A 23,059-nucleotide genomic window follows, 5' to 3' on the forward strand; every position below is an offset into this window, starting at 1 on the left:
TCCTTTCTCTAATGATACAATTCGCATCTACTATACTATGTATAACTAATAAGAAAAAAATATGAGTATTGAAATGATTAAACATTTAAAAATAACACTGTATTTCATCATTAGGTAGATATTTAGTTACATATGATGCATTAACAAAACCTATTTAGGAGGAGACCGAATGTTAATACATGTAGTAAGCGCCGGTGAAACACTATGGCAAATTGCGAACCGCTATGCTGCACCAATGAGCGCTATTATTCAATTAAACGCTTTACCTGACCCAAATCAATTAGTGATTGGACAATCACTCGTTATACCTTCTTCTTTTACAACACATACCGTTAAAAAAGGAGAAACGTTGTCGTCTATTGCCCAACAATATCACGTGTCACTGCAATCCATTATCCAAGTAAATCATCTTACAAACCCCGATCTTTTAACACCAGGAACAAAACTAATTATTCCTCCCATCATTCATGTTGTAGAAAGTGGCGAGACATTATCGCAAATCGCTAAGGACTATAATACAACCGTACAGGCCATAATAGAGGAAAACGATATTACAAACCCCAATATGATCTATGTAGGTTCGCATTTAATTATTCCACGAATGAAACCTACTATTGAAGTAAATGCCTATACGTACGAAACACCTGAAGAAGCTGTACAGTCACTAAATGCATTAGGCTCTCTACTTACGTATTTTAGCCCGTTTGCTTATTTGATGAACGAAGATGGAACATTGGAACCGTTAAACGACAAAGCAATGATAACTGCTGCCAACTCTCAAAATATTATTCCGATGTTAACCTTAACGAACTTCACTTCTACAGAAAGCGGGTCCAACTTAACCCATGTAATATTGTCAAATCAACAATTATCAGAAAAAGTCATCGATAATATATTAAAAGTCATGGAAGATAAGGGCTATAAAGTGCTAAATATAGACTTCGAAAATGTCCTACCTGCAGATCGAGAAAACTATAACCGATTTCTTCAATTAGCCGTTGATCGCCTTCATCCGAAAGGCTTTTTAGTTTCAACTGCACTCGCTCCTAAAACAGGGCCATCTCCAGCAGGATCAACTTATGAAGCATATGATTATGAGGCACATGGCAGAATTGTGGATTTTGTCGTGCTAATGACATATGAATGGGGCTATCGACTAGGACCTCCACAGGCAATCTCTCCAATTAATGAAATGAGGAAGGTTGTGGAATATGCGCTAACAGTAATACCCGCTAATAAAATATTTTTAGGCTTCCAAATTTATGCACGCGATTGGCTCATTCCACATGTGAAAGGTCAGGAAGCAGAAACATTTAGCCCTCAAGAAGCGGTTGCAAGAGCACAACAATATGGGGCAACTATTCAATATGATCCAACAACACAATCCCCTTATTTTCGCTATGTTGACAAGCAAGGACGCAATCATGAAGTTTGGTTTGAAGATGCAAGAAGCGCTCAAGCTAAGTTTGACCTAACTAAGGAATATCATCTACGTGGTATTAGTTACTGGGCGTTAGGTTTTCCTTTCCCACAAAACTGGGCACTGTTAGATAATAATTTTTCAATCAAAAAATAAACATACTTTATCCTTATCCTCAGCACGATATTTTATAAGCAAATGAACCACTAAATATTTTTGCATTGCTACATGTTATTCTTATGTTTCCCTAGTTTTTCCCTTGATAAAAATATGAATTCAAAGCCATATTAAGAAATATTAAAGCGAAAGGAGCACTCAACTATGGGAAGAGATAATAAGCAAGGGCAAAGCAATAACAAAGGTTCATTACCGCAAACGCCAAAAAACCAAAAAATTGCGCCGAATAAAGTAAAAGAAGAATTTTCACAAGAATTTACAGAGCTTATTAATTCCGTAACGAAAAATAAGCAAAAAAAATAAGGAGGGACATCAATTGGATTATCTACGCGCACAAGAAATTGTTGCCTCTCCAAAGGAATATGAAGTGAGCTATAATGGCGTTTCTGTCTGGATTGATCAGTTACATGATGATGGTAAAACAGCTACCGTTCATTTACGTCGCTCACTAGAAGAACGCTCAGAAGTCACAATTTCCGAGCTAAAAGAAGAATACCTCATTCATTAAACAACCCAACTTAAAAAATCCGCATTGTACTTAGGTCGATCAGCTTATCACTTCTAAATTTGCTGTCCAACTTAAGTCAATGCGGATTTACCTTTTATTTCACTTTCACTCGGTTCATTAATTATTTTCTTTACCGCATTTGTACTGCTCTAAAATCTCATTAGCATGTACATGTAAATCGTAAAAAGTCGCGGTCAGCTGCTCGGCAGTAATAGGTTTACTAAATAAATAGCCTTGAATATAATCGCAGTCACCTGCAACAAGGAAAGCCAGTTGAGCCACTTCTTCTATCCCCTCAGCCACAACCTTTAAACGTAAATGTTTTGCCATGGAAAGAATCATAGAAACGAGTGCTTCATCATTAGCATCATGCTGAATATTATGTACAAAAGCGCGATCAATTTTTAAACAATCAATTGGAAATTCTTTTAAATATGACAAGGACGAGTACCCTGTGCCAAAATCATCGACTGCTATTTGAATTCCTAATGCCTTTAACTCATGTAGTAATTGAGTCATTTGATCAATATTCATTGTCATACTTTCGGTTATTTCCAACTGTAGATAGGCTGGTTCCAGCTTACTTCGCTGTAAAATCTCCTTCACCATTTGCACCAAATCTTGCTGGAATAATTGTCCGAGCGATAAATTAACAGCAACCTTCATTTTAGGTAGACCTTGTGCTTCCCACGCCTTTGCTTGCAAGCATGCTGTTTCAAGTATCCATTTACCGAGAGGAATAATTAGCCCTGACTCTTCGGCAATGTCAATAAATTTATCAGGCGGCACAAAACCATGAACTGGATGTCGCCAACGGACAAGCGCCTCCACCGATTCTATTTTCCCTGTTTTCAAATTAATTTGGGGCTGGTAATCCAAATAAAATTCCTGTTGATCGAGTGCTCTATGTAATTCCTGCTCCAGCAATATACGATCTGTCACGCCCGTTGACATATGCTCTTTATAGAAAAGGAAACGTTGTGGTATTTGGCTTGCTTCACGCATTGCCAGCTGTGCATGCATCAATAATTCTTCAGCAGAACAATTTTTTTCATTGAATGCAATACCCATATTAACATTCCCTTTTAATGAGAAAAGCTGAACTTGTAAAGGTTTTTCCATCGTACTTTTAATGTTCAAACAAAACTGTATTAGTTCTTCTTGTGTTTGTACATGGTTAATATAAATAACAAACTGGCTTTCCCGTAACTTCGTTGCAAAATAATGCGGGGGTAGCATTGCTTGAATCCTTTCCGCTACAAGTTTCATCATTTTATTGGAATTGCTAATACCTAAGGAATCACTAATGGTGGCAAGTCGGTCAATTTCAATAGAAATAACCGCCTTTCGTTTACTATCCTTATGCAGCTCCTCTTTCAATGTTTTTAATAAAAGACGCTCATTTGGCAGTTGGGTAATATCATCATGATATGCTTGAAAAGTAAGCTCCTGTTGTGATTGTTCCAGGTCTTGCTTAATTTTTAATAGCTGTAAATATGGTTTCTCAACTGATGTATAGTAAATCGCCTTTAAAAAAACGTAATAAGCTGAAAACTGGTAAAACAGTGCAATAAACATCCAAATAGCATTGTCGTCTTTGCTAAAAATAAACACAACATCGCTCAAAATTAAATATACGGACCCACTAATTAACCACAAAACCTGTTTTCGTGCACTTTTAAAATGCTTGCTTAAAAAATAAATGGAAACCCCTTGTATAGCGCCAGTCAATAATTGTACTGTATGAGGAGTTATTGGCTGATGCTCTTCAAGGAATGGCTGTACCTTATATAAACTAAAAAGCATAAGCATAACAGACAAAATCGCTATTCCATAAGCTACCCTCCGGTGAGCCAATGTTAACTTTTTTCTAGGCTTCGCAATAATAAGTAGAATCCCTATTACTAAAGCCATTCGCATAAAAATTTGTATCCAGACGCCTATTAATATTGTGTCTACACTTTGTGGGACTGATATGACAATATTAGCAATCTCTAGCAAAGCGATAAGAAAGAAAACACTACCTATGTATAATGTATGATTGATTAATAACTGCGAAAATACAAGCCAAGAATGAATGGCAATTGTCATCGTGAATACAACAATTAATATTTTCATAATTAATCTTAAATAATCGAGGATATTTCCTTCTGTAAAAATAGACATAAGCTGATTATTGAATATTAAAAGAGGAATCAATAGAAGCAGTGGTATCGCACTATACCATATCTCCCTTTTATCTAAATGATTACACGCGTTTTCCAATACTAACCCTCCATATCAATATATACACAATCAAAATAGATAGGTAACTCTACCTACATATTATATTTAAACGTATTAAAATTGTATATTTCTTTGACTTCTTACAAATCATAGCATTTTTATTGGACTTTGTATGCAACAAGTGAAGTATGCTAATATTCAATTTATTTTGATATTAGCATACTTTTATTATCTTTTAGTAGTAATTTAGTTTACTCATTAAGGTGACGACGTAGTTTCTTTATTAGTCTAGTACGTCTTTTTTTAATTGCAGCGACTGATACCTGTAGTACTTTAGCTATTTCTTCATACCTATAACCATCTAGGTAATATAGTTGCAGTATCTTTCTTTCATCTTCTGTTAATTGGTCCATTATTTTTTCTACTAAAAGACACTCTCCAAGTGGATTGATTTGTTTCTCCCGACAACTTATAAAATTCAACGTGTCATCAGCCATTAATAATTCCTTGTCCTGAAATCTTCTTTCTTTCGTAAGTTCTTTCAAAATTTCACCTTTCACGGTTGTATAAATATAGGCAGAAAATTGCCCTTTCGAAGGATCTGCATTGCTATATGCTTTCCATACAGCAATTGCTGCAATTTGACGATAATACTCAAAGTCTTTGTAAATATGGCACTTTGATAATATGGAGGAAATCATCGGTTGCACCAATTCTAATACTTCTTCAAAAGGCTGTTGTGGTGAAAGAATTTGTGTTTGTTTTTCAAATGGCACTGATACTTTCCTAACGACTTGTGCACAGTCCATTATTCCTAGGTGTTTTTAGCTTAACTTGCGGTAAAAAACTCGTCGAATAACCCTTTTACAAGTATTCTCTACAGATTTGCATAAATATCTGCCTAAATTTAAACGAAATATCGAGAGAATTTTAAAAAATCCTATGTTTTGCATTAATTTTTATACATATTTCTAATGTCAGTGGACAAATTATGACTAAGGAGGCGAAATAGATGAATTTTCAAATAAGAGATGCCATTACGGCAAATGTCCATGGTCAATCAGCAGCAGAATTTAAAGATATAGTCCAAGATGCCATTTCACGTGGCGAAGAGCATTTACTACCTGGCCTAGGTGTATTTTTCGAAAAATGGTGGCAACAATCAACTAATGAAGAACAAGAAGCATTCGTACAAAAGCTAGAAAAAGTATTTGCACACTGATTTTTTGTAAACAGGACATTCCATTTCCACTAATCGCATGATAAATTAGATTTATCAGAAAGTTTGGAGGGATTGGAATGACTGTTGCAGTAGAGCTAATAGTAAATCAACTTAGAGAGGTATTATCGGATGAGCAAGTGTCGACAAACGATACGGTACGAGAGCTACATGGCAAAGATGAATCCCATCATGCAATGAACTTGCCAGATATAGTAGTGTTCCCACGTTCCACAGGAGACGTAAGTGCCATAATGAAAATAGCACATGCAAATCTTATACCTGTCGTACCATTTGGCGTTGGCTCCAGTTTAGAAGGAAATGCTATTCCGATTGCTAACGGTATTTCTATCGATTTTTCTGAAATGAATACAATTTTAGATATTCGCCCAGAAGATTTACTAGTGAAAGTGCAACCAGGTGTAACACGTGCACAATTAAATAAAGAATTAAAAAAACACGGCCTTCAATTTACGGTAGATCCAGGAGCAGATGCGACACTTGGAGGAATGGCAGCAACAAATGCCAGCGGTACTACTGCTGTTCGATATGGTGTTATGCGCGACCAAGTGCGTGATTTAGAAGTGGTACTGGCAGACGGTACTGTTATACATACTGGAAATTTAGCAGCCAAATCATCGTCAGGCTATCACTTAAATGGCTTATTTGTTGGTTCTGAAGGTACACTAGGCTGTTTTACAGAGCTGACATTGCAAGTTTATGGTATTCCAGAATTTGTCACTGCAGGTCGTGCTGTATTTGAAACAGTTGGCGATGCTGTTAGTGCAGTAGCCGCATTATTGCAGGCTGGCATTTCCATTGGTCGTGTCGAACTAGTCGATGAAGCATCTATTACACAAGTTAATATTTATAATGAAACTTCCTATGATGAAAAACCGACGCTGTTTTTAGAGTTCCACGGTAATGATGCAGGTATGCAAGCTGATATTGCATTTGCTACAGAAATTTTTGAGGATTTCGGCTGTACGTCTGTCGAGTTTGAGCAAGACAACGCAGCTCGTAATAAGCTATGGGAGGCGCGACATACATTAGCCTATGCATATATTCATGCGTATCCTGGTAAAAAGCTTATGTCAACAGATGTTTGTGTTCCGATTTCAAAATTGGCAGAGACCATTTTGTATGCCCGCGAACAGTTAAACAACGTCGGTTTAGCAGGAGGAATTGTCGGACATGTTGGAGATGGGAATTTCCATGCATTGTTAATGTTGGACCCGACAGATTCAAACGAACGTGCGCAAGCGGACCGTTTCAATGAGCATATTGTGCAATATGCGCTGCTTCGCGGAGGGACTTGTACAGGCGAACACGGTGTAGGTATTGGTAAAATGAAATACCAATCGATGGAGCACGGTGCCTCCCTACTTGTTATGAAAAGCATTAAGACAGCGCTCGATCCACATAACATTATGAATCCAGGGAAAATTTTCAACGTATAGTTGCTCGAAATTTCTCCCAATTGAAATCCTTCCCATAAACAATGAAAACACGGTCTCCTCCACTGCAGGGGACCGTGTTTTTACATTTAAGGTGACAGGCACTTATATCACATTTTGTCCTAGTGCGCGAGGAACCATCGTTTCAACGAAATAATCCTCTTCCTCGTAAATTATTTTTTTTAGCTCTATACCGAAAAATTCCTTCATCCGAGACTCAGTCATTACCTCCTGTACATCGCCGTATATAACATCCTTTTCTTTCGCTGTCATTAATACACGATCTGCAAGATAAAAGGCATGGTTTGGATAGTGGGTATTAATGATGCAAGAAATACCTCGCTCCTTGGATAAGCGCTTTATCGTTTGCAATATAACAATTTGCTTTTGTATATCCAAATGTGATTCAGGTTCATCCAATATTAAAACTTCAGGATTTGACACGAGCGTACGGGCAATTAAAGCCAATTGTAACTCTCCTCCACTAATTTCATTACACGATTTTTTAGCAAGATGCATTATCCCAATTGTATTTAGTGCTACATGAGCCGCTTCCATATCTTTTGCTGAAGGCTGCGCCAATGTACTAATATATGGCGCACGCCCCATGACAACTAGCTCTTCCACAGTAAAGCCAAATACCATCTTATGCGCCTGAGGTACATAGCCAACTCGCTTCCACAACTCTTTACGATCCATTGCGCTAAGAGGTTTACCGTCTATCAACGTCTTGCCTTTTTTCCAATCGAGAAGACCTGTAATACACTTTAGCATAGTTGTTTTCCCTGCACCATTCGGGCCAAGAATAGCCATTATTTCACCTGATGCTAATGTAAAATTAATATCTTTTGCATATAAATGAGGCATTTTGGTGCGGCGCTTCTCATAATAGTAATTGCCATCGACCACTTCTATTTTCATCCCCAGCCACCTCCTGAGCGACGTAATAAATAAGCAAAAAATGGTGCACCAATAATGGCTGTTAAAATGGACAATGGAATTTCTGTTGCTGTTAGTGAGCGTGCTAAATCATCGATAATTAATAAGTACACACTACCGATTGCAACAGACACAGGTAGAACAAATTGATTGTTATTACCGACAAGCATGCGTGCAACATGTGGAATAATTAAACCAACCCAACCTACGATGCCCGCTACAGCTACAGATGCCGCTGTTATTAGTGTTGCCCCAAAAATTACGAGCCATTTTAAACGTGCGACTGGAATCCCCATGGACTTTGCTTCATCCTCTGGCAATGTTAAAATATTTATTCGCCAACGCAGTAAATAGAGGAGTAGAATACCTATTAAAATTAATGGGCCACCAATATATAGATCTTTATAGGTTGCAGTACCGAGACTCCCCATTAGCCAATAGGTAATGGCTGGTAACTTCTCCTCTGGGTCTGCCACAAATTTGATAAGGGAAATCAAAGCATTAAAAAGGGCAGATGTGACAACACCAGCCAATACGAACATAAAAATAGGCGCATTCTTTTTTGCACCTGCTACTAAAAATGTAAAGCCAATCGCACCTAAACCGAAAAGTAATGCCATTATTTGTGCAGAAAAATTTTGGCCAAATAATAAAATACCTAATGATGCACCAAAACCCGCACCTGCTGAAACACCTAAAATATCTGGCGAAACTAGCGGGTTGCCAAACATACCTTGAAATCCTGCACCTGCTATTGCTAACCCTCCACCAATGAGAAGAGCGAGCAAAATACGAGGTAAACGGACATTCATCACAACTGTTTCTTCCATCTTTGTCCATGTTTGTTCAATTGGGAACAATTGTGATGTTAAAATTTTTATTATATGGTCAAGACCTACTTCAAAACGACCAACACCGAGTGAAACGATTGCTACCAAAAATGGTAGCAACCATAACAATGCAATAATCCACTTCTTCATCTAACTATCAATCCTTAATATTTCGCCGCGTCAGAAGAAGGGTTTAATATATCATGGATTTCCTCATCTGTTACGTCAAATTCATAGAAGTCTTTGTAATACGTTTTAATTTCATCTTCAATCTTATACGTAAATAACGCTGGATGATTTTTTTGAGCCATCCATTTTAGCATTAGCGGTGCATCGCCACTTGGTGGGAACCAGCGATATATACCTAATGGAATTTTATAAACCTTTCCATCTTGCACTGCTTTTACCTGACTCCAGTCCTGTCCATCCACTTTATTTTCAAGTAAATCTTCGGGCTGTGTTTCCGTAAAGTTTGTAATGTAAATAATATCAGGATTCCAAGAGTAAATTTGTTCCATATTTACTTCTTTTCTTCCTTGTACATCCTTTTCAGCAACATCTATTGCACCCGTTGCGTTTAGCCATTGATTGCCGAAGAAGTTGCTACCACCTACCGTAATGGACTTATCATTATGCATAAATAATATTAATGCACGTGGCTTGTCCTCTTTTGCTACATCTTTTAATTTGGCATCTAGTTCAGACTGCACCTTTTTGCCCTCTTGTAAAAAACGGTCCGCACGATCAGTTGTTCCAGTTATTTTACTTGTTAATGTTAGCCAGCTATTGAATGTTGCTAACGGTTCAGCGGCTGCGGCATCAATTGCTTTTACCGCAACAACAGGAATACCCGCTTCTGTTACTTTGTTAATTGAATCTTCATTTGTTGAAATTTCTACATATAGTTGGGGATCAATCTTTAGTAATTCCTCAACATTCACCTCACCATTTTGAATATAAGACGTTTCTGCATTTAACACATCTGGTGAAATTTTTGATAGAATAGAGTTTTTCGCAGCATTATATGAATTGGGGTGCATACCCACTATCTCTTTTGTAGAGTTTGTCGCTACATACCATGTAGAAAAATAAGGCAATATGCCTCCTGTTACAACCCGTTCAATTTTTCCAGGTATTGTAACTTCCCTACCTAGTTGGTCTGTCACAACTTTTTCTTCAGCCGTTGTTTGCACATCAGAAGTTTCAGACGGTTGTTCTGTTACTGCCCCCTCATCTTTATCGCCACACGCTGCTAGCATTGCCGCTAATGCTAATGTTGCTAGAAATCCGTATTTTTTCATTGTCCTTCTTCCTCTCTGAGCCATTTTGCTATACCGTGTAAAAAAGGTTTTGATTGATCAATAAAACCTAGTCCTATATGAAACATAGGGTCAAGTGTTGTTACGACTAATTCTCCGTTAAAGCTTACATTGTCGACATAAAATAGTGAGCGACCATTAGGTATATCAAGTAAAGACTGAGCACCTTCTGGCGGTAAAAACGAGCCATGATAATGCCATTTTAAATCACGGAGTGTTACGTATTTAAACAATGGGTGTGTCATATTTTGCTCAGTCATTGGCAAGTCTCCACCATCTCGCACCCACCAGCTAAAATTCACCTCAGAATCTTGCCAATCAATCGTAGGAAACCAATTATCCAAAATCTCACCAAAAATAATGAGCCGCTTACCTGATTCAATGAACGCTAAAAGCTGTGATTGATAACGTTTTAAATGAGGAATATCTAAACGGCAAGATAAAATTAACGTATCGTAATTTGCTAAATCATACCGATGCAGCTCTCGAATATGTAAAATATCATCATATAAATAATGAAATTCCTCCTCTGCAAAAAAGCGATTTTGAAATGGTAGTCCATTTGTGACAATCCCAATCATTGTATTTGAGCTCCTTTCGCTTGATTGCGTACATATTCCGCACGGATGCATGCAAGCATTTGCACACTTAATTGACGAGAGGTATTATCTTCGTCAATGAACACACGATATATATCTGTTCCTGCACCAGCAAAGATTGTTCCATTTGTTGAATCATGATCTACATAAATAATGACTGCTCCACTTTGGTCAGTCACAAGAATCTCTGCATGCAATGGAACTTTTTCAAAATATCCGCGTGAGAAAAAGCCCCTAACACCTTTGCGATAGTTAATGTCATATGCATCAATTCCCGCAAATAATGGATGGGCAGAATCTTTTATAATAATTTCACGATCCTTCAATGGAATTGACGACCGTTTCCAGTTAGGCACACCTACTAACCATGGTAATGATGTCTCAGTTAGCGAAAAAATTACTCCACCCTGTTTTAAATACTGCTCCAGCATAGCTTTATGCTCTAGCAAAAACTGCTCCTCTACTAGATTCGTAATAATGAGACCCGCATAAGCACGTAAATCTGCATACGGCAAATCGTATAAATATAAAAATGTAAGTCCGCGCCTACGATCCTCATCTGACAACCTAGCAAATTGAATATCGATACCGATATACGCAATTGGTTTCACGGCATTCCCTACTTTCTTTTGAAAATATATTGAAAATGATTATCATTTGCAATAGAATATATATAACAGTATATTGATAATGATTCTCAATGTCAATTTGCTTTTTATAGAATTCTAATATTCGCAACATATTTTTGGTCAAACAATATTTACATAGCATTTTAAATGTTTTTTTAATATTATTTATTACCAAAAAATGATTGGGTATTTAATTATTTTACTAGGAGGATATGTTTATGAGCATTCCATTTACAATGCTAAAACTAGACCCAGGACATGCTTTTGGTGTTAACGGTCGCATGCAGAGAGATACAGGTAACGAAGCAAAAATCATAGATCAATATGATTTTCCACAAGTTAATTTGGACGATGTAGATGTTCTTTTTATTCCCAATTTTATAGACCAAGAATGGCTATATTTACAACGTGAAAAAATTGCAGCATTTTTAGCAAACAAAAAAATCGTTGTATACTGCGGGCATTTATTCCGAGAATGGTTGCCAGGTTGTGGCCCATTTATGCCCCAACACATTCAAAATTTCAAAGATTATGAAGTTTTTCCAACAGAGCAATCTGTTATTTTCGATGGAGTTTTAACTGAAGATATGACATTTAAAAAAGGGGTTGCAGGCTTTTTTGCTCGCGGCTATCATCATGCACCAGCAAATGCTGAAATTTTATTAACGTTTGCAAATGGTAAGCCCGTTACATACATTGACCGCTGTTCTACAAATGGGACAATTTTAGTTCACGCAGGACGTGAACTGCTTGGCTATGCAGGTGAAAACAAATCAACAGATCGCATTCGCCCACAATTTCTTGCCTGGCTTGAATCTGAGGTACAAGCTTTAAAGGAGGACAATCATCAATGAGAAAAATTGGGGTTATCTATAGTGGGCATGAATCCCATTATCGCACTTTCCACGAGCCAAAATTTAATCAATTTATTACGAAGTTAATTTACCATCCAGATTTTTTAGAAACCGATATAAATGAGCTCGATGTGCTCATCGTCCCGTCCCAATTAAACTATAAGCTATTGCTAGCAAGCGTCGAAAAAATTCACGCATTTGCAGAAAATGGTGGCATTGTCGTTGCATTCGGACCACAGCCTTGGAATTGGATTCCTGCGCAACATTGGGAAGAACGTCTAACAAACTTCTGGTGGTGGCTTGATAAAGATGCTTCTAGTGGTTTAGTACTGCAAAATCCAGCGCATCCTCTATTCAATGGCTATCTCACACTCGTTGATTGTACTTGGCATCAACACGGCGTTTTTTGGCCACCTGCACATGCTGATATTTTAATTTCTACGGAAGATGGTGGTGCTGTACTCTATATAGATGCGCATTCCACTGCTGGAAAATGGATTGTTACAACACTTGACCCTGATTTCCACTTTGGTTCCTATTTCATGCCTGCAACCGAACGATTTTTTGAAGGTTTTTTCCCTTACCTTGCATATGGAACGATTTGAAATCATTCTTGAACAACAAACCCGCTGATAGCTTGCAAATCAGAGGGTTTTCTTTACAAATCAATAGAAATTAACAAAAAAAGCAACCCAGCGTCTCCCAGGTTACTTTCACTATGTAGCGATGAAGTCATCCATCTTGACAACGTACATCGCGCGTAGCATACATCCCTCTGTCTGTATGCTACTAGTATGTTGTTGGCACTAACACCCTCTGTTACTAGTGCAAACTTTGTATATAGGAACTCTCAATTAGAGAGTCAACTATCCTATCCCTTTACTTAAGCCATAATGGAAGCTAAAACTGCTTTTTGAGCATGAAGTCTATTTTCCGCCTGCTCAAAAATATACGAATTTGGACCATCGATAACAGATGTTGCTACTTCTTCTTCGCGATGAGCTGGTAAGCAATGAAGGAACATGTAGTTTGGCTTTGCATGTGCCACAAGCTCATCATTGATTTGATACTCGGCAAAATCTTGTAAGCGTTTTGCTGCTTCATCTTCTTGGCCCATTGATGTCCAAACATCTGCATACACTACATCTGCATTTTGAACTGCTGCTACAGGATCATGTGTAATTGTGATTGTACTCCCATTTGCCATTGCGATAGCTTGTGCTTTTGCGATAACCTCTGCATCACATTCATAGCCAACAGGCGTTGCTACTGCGACGTCCATACCGACGTGTGCAGAAGCGACTACTAAGGAGTGCGCCACGTTGTTGCCATCACCAACATATGCAATTTTAAGACCTTGTAATTCACCTTTATTTTCAGCGATTGTTTCTAAATCAGCTAACGCCTGACAAGGATGATATATATCCGTTAAGCCATTAATTACAGGAATCGTTGCATGCTCAGCAAGCTCTTTAACCATCGCATGCGAGTTTGCACGAATCATAATGCCATCTAAATAGCCAGATAACACATGTGCAGTATCATAAATGGATTCACCGCGACCGATTTGTAAATCACGTGCATGCATAAACATACCTTTACCGCCCAATTGTTCCATTCCCACTTCAAATGAAATACGAGTACGCGTTGAATGTTTTTCAAAAATCATACCAAGTGTTTTTCCTTCAAGTAGCTTCGGACATTTACCTTCTTTTGTAATCATTTTCAGTTGCGTCGAAAGTGCAACTAACTGCTGTACTTCTTCACTTGTATAGTCTAGCAAAGTTAGTAAGTCTTTCCCTTTTAAGCTTGATACTAACTTTAACTGTACTTCTTCTAATAATTTCATAGCCTTCTCTCCTTGCTTTTGTAACTGTTGAGTTTAGTATACACATGCATAATTATAAAATCAACTGAATTTTTATGTTTATTTTCAAAAGTTAGAATTCATATGTTGTTTGTGACAAAAATTCGTCTATTTGAATATTTATGCATTAATAACTATGTAATAGCATATTGACTACTAAAGATAACTTGCATACTTATGTAAAACTCTACAAAAAAAGAGCTTACCCACAGGCAAGCTCTTTTTTTATAAATATGCTATCTTACATAGCGTATTTCATTTACATTTATGAATCTTTCGGAGTGTCTTCACTGCGGTATTCTAAAATATCGCCTGGCTGACATTCTAATGCCTTACAAATCGACTCTAATGTAGATAAGCGAATTGCTTTCGCTTTGCCATTTTTTAAGATAGAAAGATTAGCCATTGTTATGCCAACCCTTTCCGAAAGTTCCGTTACGCTCATTTTCCGTTTGGCTAACATCACATCGATGTTAATAATTATTGTCATATCCTCAACCTCACACTATTAACTCATTTTCAGTTATTATATCTACGACTTCTTTAACAAGATGTTGGAGAACACCAGCAAAGGTTGTAATGACACTTGAAGCAAAAGTAAAATATAACCCTAATGCTATAATACCAGCTCTGTCCCCATCCAGAAATACCGCAACAAAAAGGACTCCACCTATAATAAATGCACTGATGATGGTAGCACAGAACTTCATAACCTTTAATGCCCCTACTGATCCTTCCGAAAAAGTCTTGTTTTTATCAATGTAAATTAAAAGCTTAAATGCTTGATACAACGCAATAAAAAAAGGGAGAGTTAAACCATAAGCCGCTAGTAAAAAAGGGAATTGTAAATAAGCAGATGCTGGATTCATTTTCGCATCACTTTTAGCTATCTCAGGCACACAAAACACATGTTAATGTTGCGATGCTTATAAGAAGAATAACTCCTTTTAAAAATATCGTTGCACCTCGTTTCATAAAACACCTCTCCACTGTCAATCTCCTTAAACTACAAGGTCGTTCTCTGATTTGATTTCAACTGCTTCTTGTAAAAGTCTTTGAAGAACTGCCGCAAATACGGCAATGACCATCGATGCAAAAGGTACAAGCATTCCAACGAATATCACTCCTGGTGCATCGTCCATCTCTGCAAAAAGGTAGAAGAGTGGCAAAGCTAACACATGTAAAATACTAATTATAATGGCACAGTATTTTATTTTCTTTAATGATTTAACGGATAACTCCGAAAATGCTTTGTTTAGATCGATGTAACGTAAAAGTTGAAATGCCTGATATAAAGCAAAGTAAAATGGAATTGAAGAAGCATAAAAAATAATCGAAACGATATATTTTAAAGATGGATACGATGGAACCAGCTCTACTGCTACCTTTCCTAATTCAGGCACAAGAAAAATACATAATGCTAAAACGGGAATGGCCATAAGAATCACCGCAATTTTTAAAAACAAAGTTGTAGCTATTTTCATAAAAACACCTCATTGGTTTATTTTCAACTTGATTGTAAACGATATTTTATCGTTTTACAATAAAAAAACATTGAATTTCACCAAAATATTATTGTTAATTTAAATTCCTTTGCATTTTTCACCACTATCAATACTAATCATTATAAAAAAAATACCTTCTAACAAATTGTTAGAAGGTATTTTTTATTTACTGTTACATTTAATCAAATGTAATTTTGTTTACTGCATCACGGTCTAATTTTTTAATGACTTCAACCATTAACTTCACAGCGTTATCGTAGTCATCACGGTGTAAAATACCTGCGTGTGAGTGGATATAGCGTGTAGCAATACCGATTGATAAAGCAGGTACACCATTTGCCGTTACATGGATTGAGCCAGCGTCACAAATGAGCTGTATGTCAGTAACCATACCGCTATAAAATCCTGCTATTAAACCGTTTTTATTAAAAGAACGTACATTTATCGGAAGGAATTAATTCAGAACATAGTTTTACCTTCATTAATACTAGTCTACTATGTGGGAGTACATTGTTCAAGTTTCAATATTCTACTATGTCTTTCGTATCATACTTCACTTCATTTTGTATAGTTGATACAGGTCACCCCCTATATAGGAAGATTCCCTACCTCAACATCGAAACAATGACCATAGCGTTAATCCAATCAACACATCATTTTAATACCAACACTCTATTCTCTTCAGGCTCAGGCTCTTCCACGGGCTCCCACAGATTAGTTAGAATTATATCATCACTTGCTGGACGAACAGATTCTTCTTTATCTATTTTCACAAATACAGGAACTTGCATTGCATTTCCTGTAATAATAGCTTCTCCTTTACCAAGGCTCGGTATCATTTGATAAGAACTTTTATCAAGTGTAGGCATTGTATTTTCCAGCATTCTTAAATCCTTCTCATTAACTAAGCGATGAATTAAATAATTGTGCGTTTGAGACAGAATTGTCGGCGAAATATCTGCTGGTCTTTGACTAGATAAAGTAAGATAGAAACCAAACTTTCTACCTTCCTTTATGATTTCTTCAAAAATAGACAATCGATAATCTTGCCAATCGTCTCCATTATTTTTGTAGCTAGAGTTTAATATATTATGAGCTTCATCTATAATTAAATGTTTTGTTTTTGATACCACTTTACCTGACACCAACGATTTTTGCTGATCATAAATCATTTTAGATAACAACATCGGTATTAGACGAGTAATTTCTTGATTTGCATGAACTAATGAAATAATATTCATTAATTTATAATCTTCAATTGCTCTATTTTTTACTTCTATAACCTTACTTAAACTATCTAGAGATGTATTAATCCTGTTAAATAAAGGATTTAAATGTTCACGATTAACTTTCCCCCATGCAGTCCGATGTACCTTCTGAAAATGTAAAAAAATCTCTAATTGTAAAATTGGCTCATTACTTAAACTATTAAATAACTTTTTTAATTCATCAGAGATTTTAGTAATCCCTGAATCATTTAATGTACTTTGCGAAATTGCTTCTGTAGAACCACTATTAAACCATATTTGCGTACCCTCAATTTTATAATTACCATTAAATTGTTTAATTTGATTGAGTTTCGAAAACAAAGGATTATTATTTAAATACTTTTTTGCTGTTCCTATCCAATCTTGAAAACTATCTTGATTAGCAGCGGAACCGGAAGTTAAAATCTTTTTTAATGTTCCTACAACATATGCTCCAAAGTCAAAACTCCCCGCAGAGACTTTATTATTAAATTCCTTTAATGCACTTCTCAAAAAAGGTACTTGTGTTGCAGGTCTAGCATCAAAAAGTATTGATAAAATATCAGGGTCAAATAAATATTTACTCTCAACAAGTAATTTCCTACATTGAGTTACATTCCTTGTGTTTATATCAAATATTTCTCTATAGTCTCTTTCAACTCCAAAAATGCCTTTTCTTGTTGATTCTTCAAACCCCGAAGATGAGTATTCTCCATTAAAATCGATTACAAAGAATTGTGATTTATTTTTCATCTGTTCATAGTATTTTGATTTGAAGAGTTCTAAATATAATTTATGTAAAGTATTTGATTTCCCACTGCCCGTATTCCCAAATATACCAATATGTGATGCAAAGAATTTATTAATAGATAATTTAATAGGCTGGTTTTCTAAAATAGATTTTCCTATATTTATCGTTGGTTCATTAATATCTACACCATAAATAATTTCCAATTCTTGCAATGTGGTTAATGTAACCTCATTACCAATCATAGGTACATATTGACTTGTAACTTGAAATTCCCCATTTTCAATAACACCTTTTGTTTTTAACGTAATAATTCTGTTAATTGAACTTTTAGAGTACCTATTATCAAACTCAATACTTTTTATGGAGTTTTGCTGGTCCACAACTTTTTCATTAGCTACTGTAGCAATTATTTTAATTTCATTTTGATTAATTGTAAGATACGCACCTATTTTAGGACCATTCAATATTTCACCGTACCAAAGAAATTCAGCATCGTTAGACATGCTATACATTCCTACTTGTGATAAATCACCATCAACAGCAGTAATCACCCCAAGTTTTCTCTTAGGAATTTTCATCATTCATGTCCTCCAAACTTTGATCACTTAAAATACGAGTAAAATTTTCTATTGTAAATGTAAAAATATCTTCGCCGCTTTCATTTGCACCTTTCGTCTTATAAACTTCATTTAAATTATTTGGAGTTATAATTTTAAAATTGCTCATTTCATCCTTTAAATCTAAATTCCTCAAAAATACAGCTCTATCTTCCTCCTTGAAAGCAAAAGCATAAATCATCAATTCTGGATTCTGAATAGCTCTCTTTATCATTTTCGCAATATGCTTATCTTGAAAAGAAAAACCAATAACAAACAAAACTGATTGTGGTTTATCCAATTCTAATTGAAAAATTCTAAGCATTTCGTGGAAATGATTGTTAATAAAAGTCTCTTGTGATTCATATCCTGTAGGTTTTACAATTACCGGGCGATCCAATACTTCACTTCTTATTAATATAGCATCGTTAATATTCTCCCAATTCATAGAGCCATGAGGTTTTATCAAAGTTAGTGATGGAATTTCATTTGTATAATTATCATTTAATCCTTTGTAAGAGACAGTGCGATTATAGTTTGAACCATCCAATTTTCTATCAAAATATCCACTTGCACCATCATTAAATATAAATCTATAGTTTTGTAATACTTCATCCGATGCCTTTTCAATAAATAAATCATAGTTCGTTGTGAAAATATTAGCAGTACGAGGCGCTTGTCTTGAGTTTGATAAATTAAGTATTCCAACTATACTTGATAAAAAATTTATATAATTTTTTAAAGTAATTTCTAGAGGCGTATCTTGACTTACATCTAATTGTAACAACTCACGACTTACTTCTTTTACTATATCAGCGAGCTTAGCATTTCGTTCATCATCTGTCGTACCTTGAATCATTCCCATTAAAGGAACTGCCGGCAACGATGTTCCAGAACCTATTAAAAAGTTTAGTTGCTTAGTAATTGCCAACCTTCTTATTTTTTTTACTAATTCATTGTTTTTCGATTGTTGAACTTCCATAATATCCTCCCAAAACTCTTTTAACATAATTATACAACTTTTACTTGAATATTTAATATCTAATGGAAATTAGATATTAAGGTTTTTAGCAAAATTAAGATTTTAAAGTATATATCTTTTTTAAATTCCCACCTCAAAGCAAAAAACTTCTGTCCTAATGGAACAGAGGTCTAAATTCATGCGGGGAATCAATTAATTTCAAACAAAAATTAACCTTCCTACGTAAATCTCTCTTGATAATCGTAGAATTTATATAAAATTTTCAACTGATAAACCTCTAAATTAAATAGATAAAATTTTTTCTTTTATTTTTTTAAAGTTAACTTATATTTCTTTGATAAATATCCTGAGCTAAAGATGTTACAGGAAAATAAATTTTTCCGACTGGAAGGAGAAGTATTGGATTGGGAAAGTAGGGTTCATTACTATAAAAAGCCTTCTAACATTTAGTTAGAAGGCTTGAAAGTTACAATTAATCAAATGTAATTTTTTTCACTGCATTGCGGTCTAATTTTTTAATTACTTCAACCATTAGCTTAACTGCGTTATCGTAGTCATCACGGTGTAAAATACCTGCGTGTGAGTGGATATAGCGTGTTGCAATACCGATTGCAGTTACATGAATTGAACCAGCGTCACAAATGAGCTGTATGTCAGTAACCATACCGCTATAAAATCCTGCTATTAAACCGGTTTAATTATAAGAACGTACATTTATCGGAAGGAATTAAATCAGAATATAGTTTTACCTTCATTAAGACTAGTCTACTATGTAGGATTACATTGTTCAAGTTTCACTGTTAGTACAAAAAAAAGAGAGCCCATTAAGCTCTCTTAGATAAGGTAAATTGTCTAACCAATACAATTATGTTTAAAATAGAAATACTAAAACTATCTAATAGCACTAAATTAAATTTGTTAAAGGTTCTATTTTTTTATTATTTCAATGTTTATTATTTTATTTTGAGTCAGCCTCATATAAACTACATACAATTCTTCTATATTTTCATTACTTATATGAGTTTTATTATGAGATATCACTTAAAGTGTACTTTGATTCAAATAACTCCAAAAAATCAAAAACCATTTTACTATACTCCTGTTCAATTTTTGCTCTTTTTCTAAAGTCATCTAATAGCGCTTCTCTTAAAACAGGATTTATAGCACTTTGGATTTGCATAGTAAATCCTTTTAAATTATCTAAATATCGAGTTCTATCCTCAAACAATTCTGCCCTATTCAAATCTAATTTTGATCTGGTTAGAATAGCTTTTTCTGTTTTTTCAATAAGCATAGGACCTGCAAAATAAAAGTGTTCATTTGGGTCATCAATATAAGGGTCTATTAATAAATTGTCAACGTCATAAAAATCTCTCTTATTATTATTACAAACAGTACATGCTAATGTTAAATTTTCCCACTGAAAACACTTTTCAGGAACTTCACTTTTAGGAACTATATGTTCAATGTCACCAAACGAGATATGTAATATTTTCGATTCACAGTATGCACACTTACCATGCGTTTCTTCAATCAGTGTTTTTTTAACTTCCTTATGAGAATACTTGCTCCCAATTGTTTTTGAAATACTATTATCTCCTTCTTTATATGCTAAATATAATTCTGTCCATTCTTCAGCATTTTGACTTAAAATAGTAGGCTTATTTAATTTTTTTATACTAATCAATTATTCTACACCTCAAATCTTTTAAGCATTTCAGGCAAGTATTCCTCTAAACCCTTATTACTTAAATACTGCTTTAATTGATTATATGAATCTAATTCTAGTTTTTTGGTATTAAAATTACTTAAAATACTATCCAACTCATTTTCCAACCAAAGAGGCATAGTCACAGGAACTCCCAAAACATTTTTTAGTACATCAAATGCATCATTGCTTTTATTGTAAAAATCCAACTTTAATGATTCAACTCGATTTTTATCATTATATTTCAACGCATACACATATGAGTCTTTGATAGAGTTGACAACAAAAGGACTGTGTGTACTAATAATAAATTGAGCTTTTGGAAATGCATTCAAAAGATTAGGTAATATTTCTCTTTGCATAGAGGGATGTAAATGATTTTCGATTTCATCAATAATTACAGTGTATTCGTCACCAGCATGATCATACATATATACTTGCCAAGCTAAATCTATCAATGCTCCTAAACCACCTGAAACAGCATCAATTAGGAAATCACCACTATCTGTTTTTAAAACAACTTCACCTGCTTCAATAGTTATATTATTTAATCCTATATGTTTAGGTAAAATAGATTTTAATATATCTGTAAAACCATAAAATTTTTCTTTTAATTCTTCATTAGGTTCAATTAAAGCATTCCCCTCACCAAATACTGCTAATGAAATTAGCGATTTTTTCATATATTGTACAGGTGATTCATCATTACTATAATATCTATTTAAGGTTCTATTTTGAATAGAGTTTAAATATTGATAATATATATTATTTGTATCATTAACGTGTAAAGGAATTTCATCTACTCTCACATACGAATATGGTTGACGATGAGAAGAAATGTTCACTCCTTTAATCATACCTTCAGCATCATAAGGCATAAGTTCTTTTTCCTCATTAAAATATTGAAAGCGTGCTTCTATATTATACGAAGCTGTATGTACTTCTTCTGGCACATAAAATTTAAAAACGCCTTTTTCGACTTCCAATTTACCCATAACGATATTATCAGCTTGAATAGTATCAATCCATTCATTAGACTTTGATTGCATTTCATACAATACTGACTTTAACTCTTTATTATTTTGTATAAATTCCGATACTTTATCAAAGTCCATACCCGCTAAGAACATACTTTTATTCTTTTTTAGAACTACCCTAGCAACTTCCTCATAACCCCATCCTAATTGCCGTGCAATTAATCTTAAAACTGAACTCTTACCAGCACCATTTGCTCCTGTAATAATTGTTATTCTTGGGTGAAAATCAAACTGAATTTTGTCAAATTGATTCCAATCTTCTAATGTCAATTTTTTTAATACCATTTCATCCATTCCTCCTCTAGCTTTATAAGACCAACATTCTACCAATTTATTGTAAAATATAATTCAACAAATTGATAGGTTAAAAATAATACAAAATCAAATGATATACTTTATGCACCGTAGCAATAATGATGTGATGAAAAGCCGTATGACTCAAAGAATAAACACCTAAGGTTACAGTTTGATATCTACTGTAATTCCTGTGCCTTACGTTTCTTCATGGCTCTGATTAATGTACTCTTACTGATTCCTGTCTTTTCTGCCACTTGGTTATATGAATGGCTTTCTAGCATACTTAAAGCATGTTCAAGTTGAGACTTTGTATATGTTGGCTTACGACCTTCCCGATAGTTTGGATTCTGCTTAGCAATCGCTTTACCTCCCTGTGTACGCTCAACGATCATGTCACGCTCGAACTCTGCAAAAGCAAAGAAAATGTTTTTTATTAATTTTGAAGCAGGGGTGTTATCTAGAAGACCAATGTTCAAAATATGCACCTTAATCCCTTTGGAAATAAGGTCTTTTACTAAATCACTTCCTTGTGAAGCAGAACGAGCAAATCGGTCAAGTTTAGTTACCATAAGGGTATCGCCTTCTTTTAGAACATTTAGTAGTTCATTGAACTGCGGTCTATCTGTTTTAGTTCCTGTGAACTTCTCTTTGTAAATGAAACTAGCACCATTTTGTTCTAACATTTGAATCTGTCCATCTAGGTCCTGTCCTATTGTTGATACACGAGCATATCCATATACTGTCATTCCAATTCCCCTTTTCACACTTACTTGCGACACTTAAATATGACACCATCTAATACCTTGACATTACTGCATCGGACTTTAGGTGTCAATACTTTTAAGTTTTGACACTTACTAATAAAAAAACCACCTCGTATGAGATGGATACC

24 protein-coding genes and 1 pseudogene are annotated in these 23,059 nt (G+C 35.0%); 7 read left to right on the forward strand and 18 right to left on the reverse strand.

Going from position 1 to position 23,059, the window contains the following annotated elements:
• The first annotated feature begins 169 nt into the window (after positions 1 to 169).
• The 3 genes from FH508_RS17670 to FH508_RS17680 all read left to right on the forward strand — a co-directional run bounded on the left by FH508_RS17670 (position 170) and on the right by FH508_RS17680 (position 2,105).
• Positions 170 to 1,576, forward strand: a complete 1,407-nt coding sequence (locus FH508_RS17670) for a LysM peptidoglycan-binding domain-containing protein (protein ID WP_172772363.1) — start codon at positions 170 to 172, stop codon at positions 1,574 to 1,576.
• 165 nt (positions 1,577 to 1,741) lie between these two features.
• Positions 1,742 to 1,900 carry a YfhD family protein gene (locus FH508_RS17675; RefSeq protein ID WP_172772364.1) on the forward strand — a complete coding sequence of 53 codons (159 nt, stop codon included), beginning with the start codon at positions 1,742 to 1,744 and terminating at the stop codon, positions 1,898 to 1,900.
• A 13-nt stretch (positions 1,901 to 1,913) separates the two neighbouring features.
• Complete coding sequence (locus FH508_RS17680; protein ID WP_172772365.1) at positions 1,914 to 2,105, forward strand: H-type small acid-soluble spore protein; 192 nt, start codon at positions 1,914 to 1,916, stop codon at positions 2,103 to 2,105.
• Between the two features lie 117 nt (positions 2,106 to 2,222).
• Here the strand turns inward: FH508_RS17680 and FH508_RS17685 are convergent, their stop codons facing one another.
• On the reverse strand, positions 2,223 to 4,370 hold the full coding sequence (locus tag FH508_RS17685; protein ID WP_228134136.1) for a bifunctional diguanylate cyclase/phosphodiesterase: 2,148 nt from the start codon (positions 4,368 to 4,370) through the stop codon (positions 2,223 to 2,225).
• A 212-nt stretch (positions 4,371 to 4,582) separates the two neighbouring features.
• Entirely contained in the window at positions 4,583 to 5,107 is a 525-nt protein-coding gene (locus FH508_RS17690; RefSeq protein ID WP_228134137.1) for a sigma-70 family RNA polymerase sigma factor, read from the reverse strand.
• Positions 5,108 to 5,343: 236 nt separating this feature from the next.
• On the opposite strand from FH508_RS17690, the gene sspI reads away from it, so the two are divergent.
• Together sspI and FH508_RS17700 are read left to right on the forward strand one after the other, a co-directional pair.
• Positions 5,344 to 5,553, forward strand: a complete 210-nt coding sequence (gene sspI, locus FH508_RS17695) for a small acid-soluble spore protein SspI (protein ID WP_172772367.1) — start codon at positions 5,344 to 5,346, stop codon at positions 5,551 to 5,553.
• 77 nt (positions 5,554 to 5,630) lie between these two features.
• Positions 5,631 to 7,010, forward strand: a complete 1,380-nt coding sequence (locus FH508_RS17700; protein WP_172772368.1) for an FAD-binding oxidoreductase — start codon at positions 5,631 to 5,633, stop codon at positions 7,008 to 7,010.
• Between the two features lie 102 nt (positions 7,011 to 7,112).
• Here the strand turns inward: FH508_RS17700 and FH508_RS17705 are convergent, their stop codons facing one another.
• Genes FH508_RS17705 through FH508_RS17725 form a run of 5 tightly spaced genes read right to left on the reverse strand, consistent with a single transcriptional unit; the run spans position 7,113 to position 11,305 of the window.
• Positions 7,113 to 7,928: an ABC transporter ATP-binding protein gene (locus tag FH508_RS17705; RefSeq protein ID WP_172772369.1), complete on the reverse strand. Its 816-nt coding sequence runs from the start codon at positions 7,926 to 7,928 to the stop codon at positions 7,113 to 7,115.
• Positions 7,925 to 8,926, reverse strand: coding sequence for a FecCD family ABC transporter permease (locus FH508_RS17710; RefSeq protein WP_172772370.1), 1,002 nt, complete (start codon positions 8,924 to 8,926; stop codon positions 7,925 to 7,927). Before FH508_RS17710 ends, FH508_RS17705 begins: the two co-directional genes overlap by 4 nt.
• Before the next feature lie 14 nt (positions 8,927 to 8,940).
• The gene (locus FH508_RS17715) at positions 8,941 to 10,077 is read right to left on the reverse strand and encodes an ABC transporter substrate-binding protein (protein WP_172772371.1); all 1,137 of its coding nucleotides are present in this window, start codon (positions 10,075 to 10,077) and stop codon (positions 8,941 to 8,943) included.
• A complete protein-coding gene (locus FH508_RS17720) occupies positions 10,074 to 10,676 on the reverse strand; it encodes a hypothetical protein (protein ID WP_172772372.1) in 603 nt (200 codons plus the stop codon). The genes FH508_RS17715 and FH508_RS17720 overlap by 4 nt, the downstream gene beginning before the upstream one ends.
• Entirely contained in the window at positions 10,673 to 11,305 is a 633-nt protein-coding gene (locus FH508_RS17725; protein WP_172772373.1) for a hypothetical protein, read from the reverse strand. The genes FH508_RS17720 and FH508_RS17725 overlap by 4 nt, the downstream gene beginning before the upstream one ends.
• Positions 11,306 to 11,541: 236 nt before the next feature.
• On the opposite strand from FH508_RS17725, the gene FH508_RS17730 reads away from it, so the two are divergent.
• Together FH508_RS17730 and FH508_RS17735 are read left to right on the forward strand one after the other, a co-directional pair.
• A complete protein-coding gene (locus FH508_RS17730) occupies positions 11,542 to 12,177 on the forward strand; it encodes a hypothetical protein (RefSeq protein ID WP_217270130.1) in 636 nt (211 codons plus the stop codon).
• Positions 12,174 to 12,782, forward strand: a complete 609-nt coding sequence (locus FH508_RS17735; protein WP_172772374.1) for a hypothetical protein — start codon at positions 12,174 to 12,176, stop codon at positions 12,780 to 12,782. The genes FH508_RS17730 and FH508_RS17735 overlap by 4 nt, the downstream gene beginning before the upstream one ends.
• Before the next feature lie 278 nt (positions 12,783 to 13,060).
• Here FH508_RS17735 and argF read toward each other — a convergent pair whose 3' ends face one another.
• From argF to FH508_RS17790, 11 genes and pseudogenes are all read right to left on the reverse strand, one after another.
• A complete protein-coding gene (gene argF, locus FH508_RS17740) occupies positions 13,061 to 14,026 on the reverse strand; it encodes an ornithine carbamoyltransferase (RefSeq protein WP_172772375.1) in 966 nt (321 codons plus the stop codon).
• A gap of 283 nt (positions 14,027 to 14,309) precedes the next feature.
• Positions 14,310 to 14,534: a helix-turn-helix domain-containing protein gene (locus tag FH508_RS17745; RefSeq protein ID WP_172772376.1), complete on the reverse strand. Its 225-nt coding sequence runs from the start codon at positions 14,532 to 14,534 to the stop codon at positions 14,310 to 14,312.
• Positions 14,535 to 14,544: 10 nt separating this feature from the next.
• Entirely contained in the window at positions 14,545 to 14,913 is a 369-nt protein-coding gene (locus FH508_RS17750; RefSeq protein ID WP_228134138.1) for a DUF2975 domain-containing protein, read from the reverse strand.
• A 132-nt stretch (positions 14,914 to 15,045) separates the two neighbouring features.
• On the reverse strand, positions 15,046 to 15,528 hold the full coding sequence (locus FH508_RS17755) for a DUF2975 domain-containing protein (protein WP_172772377.1): 483 nt from the start codon (positions 15,526 to 15,528) through the stop codon (positions 15,046 to 15,048).
• Between the two features lie 199 nt (positions 15,529 to 15,727).
• Positions 15,728 to 15,913, reverse strand: a pseudogene (locus tag FH508_RS17760) (peptidase M28); the annotation flags it as partial.
• A 289-nt stretch (positions 15,914 to 16,202) separates the two neighbouring features.
• Positions 16,203 to 18,128 (reverse strand): ATP-binding protein, encoded by a 1,926-nt coding sequence (locus FH508_RS17765; RefSeq protein ID WP_228134139.1) that lies wholly within the window; start codon positions 18,126 to 18,128, stop codon positions 16,203 to 16,205.
• A complete protein-coding gene (locus FH508_RS17770) occupies positions 18,112 to 19,125 on the reverse strand; it encodes an SIR2 family protein (protein WP_172772379.1) in 1,014 nt (337 codons plus the stop codon). The genes FH508_RS17765 and FH508_RS17770 overlap by 17 nt, the downstream gene beginning before the upstream one ends.
• Before the next feature lie 472 nt (positions 19,126 to 19,597).
• A complete protein-coding gene (locus FH508_RS17775; protein ID WP_255639751.1) occupies positions 19,598 to 19,810 on the reverse strand; it encodes a hypothetical protein in 213 nt (70 codons plus the stop codon).
• Positions 19,811 to 20,152: 342 nt separating this feature from the next.
• On the reverse strand, positions 20,153 to 20,812 hold the full coding sequence (locus FH508_RS17780) for an HNH endonuclease (RefSeq protein WP_172772380.1): 660 nt from the start codon (positions 20,810 to 20,812) through the stop codon (positions 20,153 to 20,155).
• 5 nt (positions 20,813 to 20,817) lie between these two features.
• A complete protein-coding gene (locus FH508_RS17785; RefSeq protein WP_172772381.1) occupies positions 20,818 to 22,164 on the reverse strand; it encodes an AAA family ATPase in 1,347 nt (448 codons plus the stop codon).
• A 179-nt stretch (positions 22,165 to 22,343) separates the two neighbouring features.
• The gene (locus FH508_RS17790) at positions 22,344 to 22,913 is read right to left on the reverse strand and encodes a recombinase family protein (protein WP_172772382.1); all 570 of its coding nucleotides are present in this window, start codon (positions 22,911 to 22,913) and stop codon (positions 22,344 to 22,346) included.
• Between the last annotated feature and the right edge of the window lie 146 nt (positions 22,914 to 23,059).

Origin of the sequence: Lysinibacillus sp. CD3-6, from assembly GCF_006351725.2 — a bacterium.
Taxonomy (GTDB): Bacteria; Bacillota; Bacilli; order Bacillales_A; family Planococcaceae; genus Lysinibacillus.

Bases quoted from the DNA above. Each gene is read 5' to 3' on its own strand.
- FH508_RS17670 (WP_172772363.1), top strand. From the start codon at position 170: ATGTTAATACATGTAGTAAGCGCCGGTGAAACACTATGGCAAATTGCG.
- FH508_RS17675 (WP_172772364.1), top strand. From the start codon at position 1,742: ATGGGAAGAGATAATAAGCAAGGGCAAAGCAATAACAAAGGTTCATTA.
- sspI (WP_172772367.1), top strand. From the start codon at position 5,344: ATGAATTTTCAAATAAGAGATGCCATTACGGCAAATGTCCATGGTCAA.
- FH508_RS17700 (WP_172772368.1), top strand. From the start codon at position 5,631: ATGACTGTTGCAGTAGAGCTAATAGTAAATCAACTTAGAGAGGTATTA.
- FH508_RS17705 (WP_172772369.1), bottom strand. From the start codon at position 7,928: ATGAAAATAGAAGTGGTCGATGGCAATTACTATTATGAGAAGCGCCGC.
- FH508_RS17710 (WP_172772370.1), bottom strand. From the start codon at position 8,926: ATGAAGAAGTGGATTATTGCATTGTTATGGTTGCTACCATTTTTGGTA.
- FH508_RS17715 (WP_172772371.1), bottom strand. From the start codon at position 10,077: ATGAAAAAATACGGATTTCTAGCAACATTAGCATTAGCGGCAATGCTA.
- FH508_RS17720 (WP_172772372.1), bottom strand. From the start codon at position 10,676: ATGATTGGGATTGTCACAAATGGACTACCATTTCAAAATCGCTTTTTT.
- FH508_RS17730 (WP_217270130.1), top strand. From the start codon at position 11,542: ATGAGCATTCCATTTACAATGCTAAAACTAGACCCAGGACATGCTTTT.
- FH508_RS17735 (WP_172772374.1), top strand. From the start codon at position 12,174: ATGAGAAAAATTGGGGTTATCTATAGTGGGCATGAATCCCATTATCGC.
- argF (WP_172772375.1), bottom strand. From the start codon at position 14,026: ATGAAATTATTAGAAGAAGTACAGTTAAAGTTAGTATCAAGCTTAAAA.
- FH508_RS17745 (WP_172772376.1), bottom strand. From the start codon at position 14,534: ATGACAATAATTATTAACATCGATGTGATGTTAGCCAAACGGAAAATG.
- FH508_RS17750 (WP_228134138.1), bottom strand. From the start codon at position 14,913: ATGAATCCAGCATCTGCTTATTTACAATTCCCTTTTTTACTAGCGGCT.
- FH508_RS17755 (WP_172772377.1), bottom strand. From the start codon at position 15,528: ATGAAAATAGCTACAACTTTGTTTTTAAAAATTGCGGTGATTCTTATG.
- FH508_RS17765 (WP_228134139.1), bottom strand. From the start codon at position 18,128: ATGATGAAAATTCCTAAGAGAAAACTTGGGGTGATTACTGCTGTTGAT.
- FH508_RS17770 (WP_172772379.1), bottom strand. From the start codon at position 19,125: ATGGAAGTTCAACAATCGAAAAACAATGAATTAGTAAAAAAAATAAGA.
- FH508_RS17785 (WP_172772381.1), bottom strand. From the start codon at position 22,164: ATGGATGAAATGGTATTAAAAAAATTGACATTAGAAGATTGGAATCAA.
- FH508_RS17790 (WP_172772382.1), bottom strand. From the start codon at position 22,913: ATGACAGTATATGGATATGCTCGTGTATCAACAATAGGACAGGACCTA.